This window comes from Paraeggerthella hongkongensis (assembly GCF_003726035.1).
Classification (GTDB): Bacteria; Actinomycetota; Coriobacteriia; order Coriobacteriales; family Eggerthellaceae; genus Paraeggerthella; species Paraeggerthella hongkongensis.
The window spans coordinates 1-12,909 of the sequence record NZ_QICD01000030.1 but is presented as its reverse complement, the minus strand read 5'-3'; the positions used below and the strand labels follow the sequence as shown (position 1 = coordinate 12,909).

Below are 12,909 nucleotides of genomic sequence, written 5' to 3'. Positions count from 1 at the left end.
CAGCCCCGGTCCCTACAAGCGAACGAGAACCGGGGCTGTTGTTTTCAGGGCCCAGTCCATCCTCTATACAAGCAAGGAGACTTAATGGAAGAAAAGAAGAAGGGAATCAGCCTATTCGGGCTGATCGGCATGGTCGTGAGCTCTTGTATCGGCTCGGGCGTGTTCGCCCTGACCGGCCAGCTTTCCCAGGTTGCCTCGCCCGGCGGCGCGCTGGTGGCATGGCTCGTGGTCGGCATCGGCTTTCTGCTGCTGGCGCTGTCCCTGAACAACCTGGTGGCAAAGCGCCCCGACCTGCACGGTATTTTCACGTACGCAAGCGAGGGCTTCGGCCCCCTGGCAGGATTCCTTTCCGGCTGGGGCTACTGGCTTTCCGCTTGGCTTGGCAACGTGGCCTTCGCAACGATGATGATGTCCACCGTGGGATACTTTTACCCGGATTTCCTTCCGGGAAACACCATCCCCTGCATCCTCATCGCCTCGGTGGTCATGTGGCTGCTCACGCTGCTGGTCATCCGCGGCGTTGAAAGCGCATCCTTCCTGAACGCCATCGTCATGGTGTGCAAGGTTGCCTCCATCGGCATCTTCATCCTGTTTGCCCTGTTCATGTTCAACGCCGGCGTGTTCACCGCCGACTTCTGGGGCACGCTGTACAACAATGCCGTGGCCGCAGGCGAATACGGCGCGACCGCCGTGGGCCTGGGCGGCATCGGCGAACAGGTCATGAACTGCATGATCATCATGATGTGGGTGTTCATCGGCATCGAGGGCGCTGCCGTGGTGTCCTCTCGCGCCGAGAAGAAGAGCGACGCCGGCAAGGCGACGGTTATCGGCCTGATCTGCCTGCTGGTCATCTACATTGGTGCGTCCGTGCTCCCGTACGGCTACCTTCCCTACACGGAAATCGCCGCCATGGACAAGCCCGCCATGCTGTACGTGTTCGACAAGATGGCTCCGGGCTGGGGCGGCGCCTTCATCTCCATCGCCATCATCATCAGCGTTTTGGGCTCCTGGCTTTCCTTCACCATCCTGCCGGCTGAAACCACCAGCGAAATGGCCGAGCACAAGCTGCTCCCGGCCGGCTGGGGCAAGCTGAACGACAAGGGCGCTCCGCAGTTCAGCCTTTTGCTGGTTGCCGTGTGCACCCAGGTGTTCATGATCATCACCATCTTCAGCCAGGACGCCTACAACTTCGCATTCAGCATGTGCACCGTAGCCATCGTGGTCACCTGGGCGCTGGCTTCCGCGTTCCAGTGCAAGCATTCGGCCGAAAAGAAGGAGTGGGGCCAGTTCGCCATCGGCGCCATCGCCACCGTGTTCCTGGTGGTGGGCTGCCTGTACAACGGCTGGAGCTTCCTGCTTCTGACCTGCGTTGGCTACATCCCCGGCTTCTTCGTGTTCGCCGCTGCTCGCAAGCAGCAGGGCGTCGGCCTCAAGAAGTCCGAGATCATCGGCATGGGCGTCATCGCCGCCCTGGGCGTTGCATCCCTGATCATGGTCGGCATGGGCATCATCTCCATCTAACCACGCCCCTGCCCCGCACATCATCCGGATGCGCAAGCCGGATTCGCAAGACGGTATTCCAAGGGAGACGGCCTTATGTTCGTCTCCCTTTTTTCAACCAAGGAGGGCTTCGCATGAACATCGCAACCATTGGCGTGGAAGACTGGCTCAACGTATGGGAGAAGAGCGCCACGTACGACATCGCGCAATCAACCATCTCGTCTATGACCATGGGCGAGATCCTCGCGCTCGACGACGAGGAAGGCGCCACGTTCTACGAGCGTCTGAACCAGGAGAAGATGAACTACGGGTGGATCGAGGGGTCTCCCGAGTTCAAGGCCGAAGTGGCCAAGCTGTACCGCGCGGGCAATCCGGACAACATCCTGCAAACCAACGGCGCAACGGGCGCGAACCTGCTGGCGCTCATGGCGCTAGTGGAACCGGGCGATCACGTGATCGCGGAATACCCCACCTACCAGCCCTTGTACGAAATCCCGCGCACGCTGGGAGCCGAAGTGGAATACTGGCATATCCGCCAGGAGCACGATTGGAACCCGGACATCCGCGAGCTCGAGCAGATGATCCGTCCCAACACGAAGCTCATCTGCATCAACAACGCCAGCAATCCCTTGGGCACCGTGCTTTCGGCCGACATGCTGCAGCAGATCGCCGACATCGCGCGCTCGGTGGGCGCGTACGTGCTGTCCGACGAGGTGTATCTTCCGCTGCAGGATACGGAGTCGTTCGTCTCCATGGCCGACTTGTACGACAAAGCCGTGGTGTCCAACAGCCTCTCCAAAACGTACTCCGTGCCGGGCGCGCGCATCGGATGGATCGTTTCCAACGACGCGGGATTGGTCGATCGCTTCCGCGTATACCGCGACTACACGATGATCTGCGACGGCGTGTTCAACGATGCCATAGCCGTCCACGTGCTGAGAAACCGCGAGAAGGTGCTCGAGCGCAACCGGGCCATCGTGCTCAACAACCTGGCCATCGCCCAAGAATGGGTCGACAACGAGCCGCGCGTTTCCTGGGTGCCGCCCAAGGCCGTGTCCACGTCCTACATCCAGCTTGACATCCCCGTAGACGACGAGCAGTTCTGCATCGATCTCTTGCGCGATCAGGGCGTGCTGTTGGTTCCCGGCAGCCGATTCGAGCTGCCGCGCGGCGCTCGCCTTGGCTACTGCGCCGCAGAGGCCACGCTGCGCGAAGGCCTTGCGCGCCTGAGCACGGCGCTTCGCCAATTCGACTAGCGCCGCCCCGTCGGCAACAGGACCGAACAGCCCGCGCCGACATGCTCCCCCTGCCTTCCCCCTACGCCCCCGTACTTTGCTTGCAAGCGCATGCCTGAGTACGGGGGCGTTTTATCGTGCCTGCTCATCGGCTTGTCAAAGCATTTTGACAAGCCGATGCCGCCCCAGAAAGGCCGATGCAAAATCAATTTGGTGGTACCATGGCCTGCATCATGGCAGTCTTGCAGACGTCGAAAGGACGCGCGTGGAACTAAGCAAGCAAATCAAACGGCATAGAGTCGAACGAGGATTATCCCAAGAAGGCCTTGCAGCGAAGATATACGTATCGCGCCAAACCGTCTCGAACTGGGAAACCGACAAGACCTACCCCGACGTGCAAAGCCTGCTGCTCCTGAGCGTCCTGTTCGACGTCACTATCGACGAACTGATCAAAGGAGACATGGAAGCCATGAAAGAAGCAGTCGCACATGACGGAAAGAAACTGAACGCCCTGGGGCTTGTCATGCTGGTGTTCGCCCTTGCAGCCGTGGTGATGGTCGTAGGCGGCATTTCGTTTTGGGGCTGGGGCATCGTGCCCAGCGCGATCATCGCCCTTTTGCTCTACGGCGTTGCAATGGCGGCCGCCATTGCAACCGAACGCCTTAAAAAGCAGCATGACCTGGTGACGTACCGCGAACTCTTGGCCTTCCAGAAAGGCCAGCCCGTTGACCGGGAGTGCCCAAGCAGCAGACGAGCGCGCGAGCATCGCCCGCTCAAAACCATCCTGTTCATGCTTATCGGGGCCTCGGTCGGCGCTTGCGTTGGCTACTTCGGCTTCATGTTCTTCGGATGAGCGATCACGTCTCTTCCTCGACGACCATCCCCCGGAACAACTCCTCGCGCAGCGCGAGGTGGGCTCGGGTGAACTCGGGATCGACATAGCGCAACCGCTTGCCCGTCAGGTTCGCTATCTGACGGGCAAGCCGGTTGAACGCGGTGCCATCAATCACCTGCTTTCGCGAGACGGTCAGCACGGTGAACCCCAGCGAGACGAGCGTTCCGCGCCGTCGCGCATCGCTCTCCTGCCGCTCGGGATCGAGATGATACCGCGCGCTATCGTATTCGGCCGCTAGATTCAAGTCTGGCCAGCACAGGTCGCATTCGCAGTACTTCCGATCCGCAAGTTTCCTCATATGACTAGGCACGTCCACGCGGTAGTTAAACTGCGGCTTCTCGATCCCGTATCCGCCCAGCCGATACGGTAGGCACAGCAGAAGCACCAGCACGGTCTCCATCGGAGACGCGGCGTTCTCCATCACGAAGCCCAACGCGCGCAGTGCTTCCGTGCGCCCATAGGCATACTCTGCACCCTCGACGAATGCGCGCAGCTTGGCGATCGATGTCAGCGGAGCCTCCCGTCGAACCGCCGGCCCGCTGTCAGCATGAACGTACGTACCGCAGAGCTCGCAGCCGAGCTGGATGAGCCGAGCAAGGCTCAGCTTGCTCGCCATCTGCAAAAAGCAAAATTCCGGCGTGCTCACGAAGAATCCTTGCCCCGCATCCACCACCGACTCCTCCGGCAACGAGCTTCGCACATGACAGACGATGCTCCCTGCTTGAGTCCGCGCCGATGCGCTGCCGACGAGCGCATGCACCGGAATACTGCATCCACCCGGTCGGCGATTGCCCGCAGAAAGGCGCGGCTTCTCCTGCGCCTGCAGCGCTTTTCGAGCGCGTGCGGTGGCCGACCGGCGCTTTTTCAACCCCTGCAGGAATCGAGGGCCGACCGTGCGCCAGTATTCCAAAGCCGATTCGTATCCGATGATCACAGCCATACGCGCATCATACGCTTTTTTGGCAGAGACTAGGAGGTTTGTGGCTCACGAACGCGAGAAATTCCGCCTATAGCGAACAAGCGATCGCATAATGCCTGGTCGCAGATTTCATCTTCCCTTTTCCTGCGCGTCGTCGCGAGCTAAAAGCCACAAACCTTGGAATCTCTGCCATTTTCGAGCCTTCCGTGGGCAAGTTGCCATCCCGCACGCTGCCGGACGTACCACGCACAAGCACCCCGGCCAACGCAGGCCGGGGTGCTGGCAATCCTGCGGAAGGCCTGGCTACTTCTGCGACGTCGGGGCCTTCGCCTGCACCCCATCGCCGCGATCGGCGGCGCTGCGCCCGCTATGATCGAACCCGGTGTTGATAACGCCCTGCGTATTGCCCGTGACGAATCGAGCCTTGCTCAGCGTGTCGATTTCCTTCTTGATGCCCTCCACCAGCTTGATGGCAAGCTGCATAGAGAAGTCCTGGCGCGCCACTACGCGCTGCACCGTCGTTTCCTGCATATCGGCGGGCATCGGGTACGCAGGCACCAGCCACCCGTTCATGCGCAGACGGTCGGAAAGGTCGTACAGCGACCACGCCACGTTCGCGTCCTCCTTCAGGCCCCAGCACACAATGGGAATGTGACCGGCGTCTTCGTACAGTTCGAACATGCCCATGCCCTCGATCTCGGCGGCAAGGTAGCGGGCCACGTCAAGCGTGCGTTCTTGGATTTCCCGGAACCCCTCAAAGCCGTTGCGCATCAGCACGTAGTACTGCCCCACGATCTGGGAAGCCGAGCGCGAGAAGTTGATGGCCATGGTTGCCTCTTCGCCGCCCAGGTAGCTTACCCAGAAGATCAAGTCCTCGGGCAGCGCCTCCTTACTGCGCCAGATGACCCAGCCGATGCCCGGATAGACCAGGCCGTACTTGTGGCCGGAGCAGTTGATGGACCAGACGTTCTTCAGGCGGAAATCCCATTCCAGGTCAGGCTCCACGAACGGCGCGAACATACCGCCCGACGCACCGTCCACATGGATGCGAATCGGCAGCTTCGGATGCTCTTGGTTGTACGCCTCCACCAGTTCGTCCAGCTTCTTCACGTCATCGAACTTGCCAGTGTACGTGATGCCCAAAATGGCCGTGATGCCGATGGTATGGTCGTCCACGTAGTTCATGACCGTGTCCATGTTGAGCGAAAGGTGGTCCTTCTCAAGCGGAACCAGTCGCATCTCGACGTCCCAATAGCGGCAGAACTTTTCCCAACACACCTGATAACCGGACGAAATCACCAAGTTCGGACGCGTGGAGGAATAGATGTCCACCCCGGCTGCCGCCGCCAGCTTCTTCCAACGGAACAGCATGCCCAAGCCGCCCAGCATGCACGCCTCGGACGACCCGACGGTCGACGTGCCCATGGGCTGCTCGCTCGGATCGGCATGCCACAGATCGCCGATCATGGCCACGCAGCGGTTCTCCAAGTCGGCTGTCATGGGGTATTCGTCCTTGTCGATGGCGTTTTTCTCCATGGTCTCGGCCATGATCTTCGTCGCCATGGGCTCCATGTAGGTCTGGCAGAACGTGGTGAGGTTCTGCGTTGCGTTTCCTTCGATGGACAGGTACTCCTTGATCATCTCGTACGCAATGCGCGGCTCGACCGGCTTGTCGTTCATCTTCATGAGGGGCATGCGCGCATCGCTCGCCTCGGACCCGAAGATGGGCGTCAGATACTTGGTTTCCTCATCCATGTTCGCCACCAGCTTGCTTGTCGTTTCTTGACTGTTCATGAAAAGCCTCCTATGCATCATGGTTACTTTTTCGCAGCGGGATCAACCGGCTGGACACGCGCCCCGTCGCCCGCGATCGCAGCACGCACACCGCCCGATCTGTCCGAGGGCGCCGCAGCGGGCAATTCCGGCGACCAGCGGTGGCGCATGCCGTATATCACGAACGGGATAGCCATGGAAACCGCGAACGCCACCACAAGCGTCACCTGGTACACCAGGTTCGCCTGCGCCGACAGCTCCGACGACGGGAAGAACGATATGACCAACGTTGCCACCGTCATGAAAAGGCCGACGCCCGCGACAACAGCCTTGAACGGCGTGCCTCCGGGAAGCTGGAACGAGCGCTGCAGGTTCTTCTTCTTGAAAATGAGATAGAAGTAGCCCAGGAAGAACAGCACGTATCCCACCAGGTAGATGACCACCGTCAAGCCGATAGCCGTCAAATACCCCACCGACGAGCTCGACCCGCCGGAAAGCGCGATAGAGCCGCACAGCACTGCATCCCATACGGTCACGATGACGGCTTGAATGACGACCGTCTTCACGCTCACGCCATGCTTGTTCACCTTTTTGAACGACGGCGGAAGAATGCCGTCATGCGCGGTATCCAGAAGCGCGCGCGACGGGCCCACGATCCAAGCGGAAATCTCCGCCAAAACGCCCAGCGCCAACAACAGCGCAACCACGAACACGACCCATTCCATGGAAGGCCCGATGTGCGTTACGAACATGGCGCGGAACGCCTCGATCACGCCGAAGGACAGGTTGCCGTCCAGAACGGAAGCCGGCAGCGTGGTGGCAACCGCCAAACCGCCCAGCGCGTCAAGCGCGATGGTCAGGATAGCCAGGATGATCATGGCCAGCGGGTAGTTGCGGTTCGGATTCTGCAGCTCGTTCACATGCGACGCAGACGCCTCCACGCCCATGTACGCCAGAATGAACGACGCGAAGATCACCAGCGTGTCCACTTTGCCGAAATCGGGCACGAACGTTGCGGCATCCATGGTTATCTGAGACACCCCGCCCGTTGCAAAGTAGTAGATCAGCCCGATCAGCAGCACCACGACCGGCACCAGGATGCCGCCTATGAAGCCGACTTTGGAAATGCGCGCCGTGAACTTCGTACCGCCCAGCTGCGTGAGCGTGAGCAGCCAGACAATGGCGGCCACGCCGAAGAACATAACCAACGGGTTCGTATACAGCGCGTCCCATTTGACCACGTACGCCAACGCAGCCAGAATAAAGAACGCCATGGTCACGAACCCAACGGTAATCTGGAACCATTGGAAGAACAGGGCCGCAAAGCCCCAACGCCTCCCTAGCGTGTTGCCAACCCATGCAAAAATGCCGCCCGATTCCCACCCCTTGACCGTAGCCATCTCCGCTGCGCACATCGCAACGGGCAGAAACCACAAAATTCCGCCGATGATCAAAAAGAACACCAGCTGAAAACCTGACGAGGCGAACGAGGGGTACTCGTACACCGTCATCACCATGGACGCGGTGATAGCAAAGAACCCGAAGAACGTCAGGGATCGCGTAAACGAGGGCCTGCTCGCTTTGCCTACGGGACCCGAATCGGCTGCGGCAGCTGCCGCTTGTCGACGAGGTTCGCTCATATCGCTTCACTCCTTCCTTTGCACCTGCGTGCGCTTCTACGGGTTGCTGCAAATCAGCACGCGAGCGCACGGTCGCGCGTGCCTGCAACCGTTGTATCAAAGGAAAGAGTCGCAAAAGCAGCGACGGGAAGGCGTTAACCTTCCCGTCGCTGAAACGTTGGCTGTAGATTGCTTGCTACTGGGCGGCGCGCCCGTACACCTCGATCGCCGAAGCAAGCAACTCGGATGCGAACGAAGACACATCGTACCCTTCGGAAATGGCGGCTACGGCAGCGCCGTCCACGATGGTTCCCACCATGCGCGGCGGCATATCGATCTGCGCGTGCGAGAGAATGCGGCCAATAGCGGCGTCCAGCGAGACGCGGCCCTTCTGGTACGCTTCGGTAACCACCTCGGATTCGGCAGCGGCGATCAGCTGAGCGTAGTGAGCCGAAGGAACAACGCTGTCGTCCGGCAAGCACGCGCGAATCAGCAGATCGACCGCATGCTTGCGACACTCTTCGACCTCCATGCCCTCCGCCGCCGACGCGGCTTTCTCCGCACGCTCCGCCCAAAGCTGTATGTTGTAACGGCCCGCCTCATGAAGAAGCTGCGTCACAGAATCAAAGTAGTAGCCCACCGAGGACGATGCGGCCCCTGCCCATTTCGCCACCTTGCGGTACGTGACCGCCTTCGGTCCCTGCTCGCGCAAAAGCGCCGCGGCCGCAAGAACCAACGATGTACGCGTAATTTGCGCCTTCAACGATTTAGGCGTTTGCGTTGTCTCGCTCATAGGCCCTCCATCGCCTCGGCAGCGCGCCTTCGCGCCGCCTTGTGCACGGACGCCGTTCGAGCCAGCAAGCCCGAACGGCGCCGTTTCTTTCACGCCTTGTTGTGCAGCAAGCACAACCCTTAAAAATAGCAGCTCAAAGAGCCTACACGTCGGCCAGATCCTTGCCCGTGTGCTCGTGAGACAGAATCATCGCGACGAGCGCCAGGCAGGACACGCCCACCATGTACCACGCCGGCGCCAGGTTGGAGCCGGTGGCGGCGATCAGCGCCGTAGAGATAAACGAAGCCGATCCGCCGAAGATCGCATTGGCCATGTTGAAGGACAGCGCGAATCCCGTGTAGCGCACAGCCGTGGGGAACGTCTCGGTCAGATAGCTGGACAGCGTGCCGTCGTTAATGGTCAGCGCCAGGCACAGCACCAGCTCGACAACCAAAACGATGAAGAAGTCAGCCGTGTTGAGCAGCATGAACGCCGGAACCGTCAAAACGATGAACGACACGCACGCGATGATCAGCATCTTCTTGCGGCCGAACTTGTCCGATAAATGCCCGCTTCCGAAGATGAACGCCACGTACACGATCAAGCTGATGGTGGTGATGAGCGAGGACTGGCTCGGGTCCATGCCCACCGCCGTCTCCAGGTACACCGGCAAGTACGTGAGCACCACGTAGAAGCCCACCGCGTTCAGCACGCACGCGCCGAAGGAGATGACGAGCTCCTTGGAATGATGGCGGAACAGGTCGCGGATGGGATGGTTCGAGTCGTCGGCCTTGTCGATGGCTTTCTGCATCTCCTGGTACGTCGGAGAATCCTCAAGCTTGGTACGGATGTAGTGCGCGATCAAGCCCAATGGACCGGCCAGCAAAAACGGGATACGCCAGCCCCAATCGTTCACAGCCTCGGAAGGGAGCACCGAGTACATGACCGTGGCGAACGTCGAGCCGACCAGCAAGCCGACCGCCGTCGACGCCGGCACGAGCGAGCAGTACACGCCGCGCTTGTCCTTCGGCGCGTACTCGGCCAAAAACGTCGCGGCGCCGGCGTACTCGCCGGAAGCCGAGAAGCCCTGAACCATGCGGAGCAGCAGCAGCATGATGGGAGCCGCCAAGCCGATGGTCAGGTAGCCGGGCAGAAGGCCGATGCAGAACGTGGCGCCCGTCATCAGGAAGATCGAGGTGGACAGCGCCCACTTGCGACCCTTCTTGTCGCCCATGCTGCCCCAGAAGATAGCGCCGATCGGGCGCAGGAGGAACGACAGTGCGAACACGGCGAACGTCTGCATGAGCGCAAGCGCCGGGTCGTCGTTCGGGAAGAACACGTTTGCGATCACGATCGCGAAGTACGAGTACGTAGCGTAATCGAACCATTCGATAAAGTTGCCGAGGAAGGACGATACAGCTACCTTTTTAAGCGTGCCTTGTGTGTCAGAATTAGCTTTCATGGTAATCCCCTAAGAAATGAACGGCCACGTCAGAAAGAAACGCAGACCGCCGGCGTATAAGTTGCTCCATTGAAGCCCCCTAACAGTCGGGAAAACGCCTTTACTGAGGTTATAATACCCCAAGTGCCTCCGCTTCAATGCAAGTCGTTACTTAACGTATCGCGAATTGGGAGCGAAGGGCGCCGATGCCAGCCCTATTTCGGCATCGAGAAAAAGGGGACCCGCTTATTGCAGCATAAGCGGGTCCTTTGCACAAATAGACTATCAGTACTCGTCAAGCAGATCCGCTTGCGCCTTGCTGGCGCGGAAGATGAAGGACTTCTTGGCCTTCTGGCCGCCCTGGGCCAGCTTGGCCAGGATGACCCTCTTCAGGCGCGGGTAGTCGCGCATGCCGTACCAGGCGAACGCCGTGCCGCCCGCGTACGCCTCCACGATGCTGTGGACGGGCAGGCTGGCGTCGCGCTTCGCGTCGAGCGCCAGGTACTCCTGGATCTCGTCGGCGCACAGGTCGCGGATGACCTCGGCGCTGATCTCCAGGTCGTGGGCCAGCTGGTTGAGCTGGTAGTCCACCTCGGCGGCGTCGGCGTGCGGGAAGTACGTCACGTCGTAGGTCACCGCGGACAGGCCGGAGGCCTTCGCGAACCCGAGCAGGTCGGCGAGCGCCATCATCTGCACGTGGTCCTCGGTGCGCTCGGCGATGTCGAGCTCGGCGGCGAATCCCTGGAAGCCGTTGCCCTCGAGCACGGCGCGCAGCTCCTCTTCGTTCAGCGGAGCCTCGAACTCCATCTCGGTGGCGATATGGGTCAGGTTGCTCGTGATCTTCATAAACCACACCTTCCTTTCCGGTTATGGGTTACCGCTTGATAGCGGAAAGGCATGCACCCGGAAATCGGGTGCATGCCGCCAAACCTACTGCAGGTGCTCCTTGGCTTCTTCCTCGTCCAAGCGAGCGGCAAGATTCTCGCGAATCTCCTCCTCTTTCCTCTGCTTGCGAGCGGTGAGCATGCCCTTGATGGAGGGGATAGCGCCGCCGCCGATGATGAGAATACCGCCAAGAATCGTGTTGATGGTCAAGGCTTCGCCGAACACGACCAGGCCCACGAAAATAGCCACGGGAACTTCCCAGTACGCGATGGTGCCGTAGTCAGCAGCCGGCAGGTTGCGGCCAGCCACCAACAGGAAGCCCAGAGCCAGAGGACCGCAGATGACCCAAAGAAGCAGGGCGCCGATCCAGTTGAATGCGGTGAAGTGGATGTTGAGAGCCCAGTTCTCCATGCCGGGGTTTGCACCCAGGGCGTTCAGCACAACGGTGATGGCACCGGCACCGAGCACGGCGAAGATGAAGTTCCACACGCCACGAGCCGTGGTGTCGGCGTCCTTGCGGTAGCCGTTGAAGAACATCGAAGCGCCGTAGAAGAAGCCGGAGGCCAGGCCGAACGCGTCGCCGAGGCCCTTCTGCGGGAACTCGGGCGTGGACGGAACCAGGTTGAAGTCCACGAAGAAGCCGGACTCGTTGAAGCCCATCAGGTTGTTGCCGAACAGCATGCCGACGAACACCGCGCCCAGGCACACCCACTGCAAAGCCGACATGGGCTCCTTGCGAAATATGCGAGCCAGCAGCACGCAGACGACAGGGCCGATGTAGATGAACAGAACGGCGTTCGAGATAGTGGTCAGCAGCGTGGACGTAACGTAGCACGCCAGCGACATGCCGATCATCAAGCCGCCCAGCGCGATTGCCGGGGTCAGCTTGAGCTTCTTGAACGTTTCAACCTTGCCCGTGGCGAACATGATGACGACGAAGAACAGCACGCCCATGCTCATGCGGCCCACGGCCATCAAAGCGCCAATGGAGTCACCGGCGTTCAGGCCCATCGCTCCGTCGAACATGTCCGTACGAGTTGCCCAGCGGCTGAACAGGGGCACCAAGCCCATGCCCGTCGCCGAGATCAGCATGGCAATGGTGCCAAGGCCAAACTTCATCTCGTAGCCGGTCGAGCCGTCATCGGCCGTTGCGGTCTTGATTTCTTTGTTAGCGTTGTCTGCCATTGGTCCTCCTTAAACCAGTAGCAACAAAATAATCCCCTCTACCCCTCCGCAACTCGTGCCATGCGAGACCGAATTAGGGATGCGACAGCCCTATTCGACCTTATATGGCCGAATCACACATGCGGTAGTTGTAGGTTGGAACCAAAAAGGGGACCTGACTCTTATTCGGAACCAGATCCCCTTTCTGTTGTACGAGACTACTCTTGCTTCAGCAAGGGTTGGTCAGGTTAAGCGACTAGTCGTTCCACATCTCCGGACGGACCAGGGTCGGGTCGGCGACGCGGTTCGGGAAGTAGTCGAGGCACTCGCCCTCGCGGTAGACGTCCGCCGTGGAGCAGTGCAGGCCGCCGCCGAAGGCGTAGGCGCCGCGCAGGTCGACGGGCACGACGTTCATGCCGAGCTTGTCCATCTCCTCCTGCTGGTAGACCTCGGAGGCCTCCACGATGACCGTCTTGGGGTCGAGGACCAGGCAGTTCATGGACAGCCACACGGAGCTGTAGCAGAACTCGGGCGGCTCGGAGTGGGCCGGCTGGGCGGCGTCGACGATCTGCCAGTCGTTGGCCTCGAAGATCGCGCGCTGCTCCTCGGGGAGCCTACGCTGCGGGTTGTTGATGATCAGGCCGGGACGCAGCGGCACGAAGGTCGCGTCGATGTGGATCGGGTACGGGTCGCCGGGGAAGTTCAC

The 12,909-nt window shown here is 60.5% G+C and carries 10 protein-coding genes and 1 pseudogene; 3 read left to right on the top strand and 8 right to left on the bottom strand.

Annotated elements, in window-relative coordinates; all coding sequences use genetic code 11:
* Positions 1 to 84 precede the first annotated feature (84 nt).
* The 3 genes from DMP08_RS10740 (at position 85) to DMP08_RS10730 (ending at position 3,588) form a co-directional block, all read left to right on the top strand.
* Positions 85 to 1,521: a basic amino acid/polyamine antiporter gene (locus DMP08_RS10740; protein WP_123192882.1), complete on the top strand. Its 1,437-nt coding sequence runs from the start codon at positions 85 to 87 to the stop codon at positions 1,519 to 1,521.
* Positions 1,522 to 1,634: 113 nt separating this feature from the next.
* Positions 1,635 to 2,756 carry an aminotransferase gene (locus DMP08_RS10735; protein ID WP_123192881.1) on the top strand — a complete coding sequence of 374 codons (1,122 nt, stop codon included), beginning with the start codon at positions 1,635 to 1,637 and terminating at the stop codon, positions 2,754 to 2,756.
* Between the two features lie 244 nt (positions 2,757 to 3,000).
* Entirely contained in the window at positions 3,001 to 3,588 is a 588-nt protein-coding gene (locus DMP08_RS10730) for a helix-turn-helix transcriptional regulator (protein WP_123192880.1), read from the top strand.
* Between the two features lie 4 nt (positions 3,589 to 3,592).
* Here the strand turns inward: DMP08_RS10730 and DMP08_RS10725 are convergent, their stop codons facing one another.
* The 8 genes and pseudogenes from DMP08_RS10725 to DMP08_RS10690 all read right to left on the bottom strand — a co-directional run.
* Positions 3,593 to 4,570: a hypothetical protein gene (locus DMP08_RS10725; protein ID WP_244596948.1), complete on the bottom strand. Its 978-nt coding sequence runs from the start codon at positions 4,568 to 4,570 to the stop codon at positions 3,593 to 3,595.
* 282 nt (positions 4,571 to 4,852) lie between these two features.
* Positions 4,853 to 6,343 (bottom strand): glutamate decarboxylase, encoded by a 1,491-nt coding sequence (gene gad / locus DMP08_RS10720; protein WP_123192901.1) that lies wholly within the window; start codon positions 6,341 to 6,343, stop codon positions 4,853 to 4,855.
* 23 nt (positions 6,344 to 6,366) lie between these two features.
* Positions 6,367 to 7,962 (bottom strand): amino acid permease, encoded by a 1,596-nt coding sequence (locus DMP08_RS10715; RefSeq protein WP_244596946.1) that lies wholly within the window; start codon positions 7,960 to 7,962, stop codon positions 6,367 to 6,369.
* Positions 7,963 to 8,137: 175 nt separating this feature from the next.
* Positions 8,138 to 8,734, bottom strand: a complete 597-nt coding sequence (locus tag DMP08_RS10710) for a TetR/AcrR family transcriptional regulator (protein ID WP_123192879.1) — start codon at positions 8,732 to 8,734, stop codon at positions 8,138 to 8,140.
* A 142-nt stretch (positions 8,735 to 8,876) separates the two neighbouring features.
* Complete coding sequence (locus DMP08_RS10705; RefSeq protein WP_123192878.1) at positions 8,877 to 10,175, bottom strand: MFS transporter; 1,299 nt, start codon at positions 10,173 to 10,175, stop codon at positions 8,877 to 8,879.
* 264 nt (positions 10,176 to 10,439) lie between these two features.
* Positions 10,440 to 11,000, bottom strand: coding sequence for a hypothetical protein (locus DMP08_RS10700; protein ID WP_123192877.1), 561 nt, complete (start codon positions 10,998 to 11,000; stop codon positions 10,440 to 10,442).
* An 84-nt stretch (positions 11,001 to 11,084) separates the two neighbouring features.
* Positions 11,085 to 12,224 carry a DMT family transporter gene (locus DMP08_RS10695; protein WP_123192876.1) on the bottom strand — a complete coding sequence of 380 codons (1,140 nt, stop codon included), beginning with the start codon at positions 12,222 to 12,224 and terminating at the stop codon, positions 11,085 to 11,087.
* 235 nt (positions 12,225 to 12,459) lie between these two features.
* Positions 12,460 to 12,909, bottom strand: a pseudogene (locus tag DMP08_RS10690) (serine/threonine protein kinase); the annotation flags it as partial.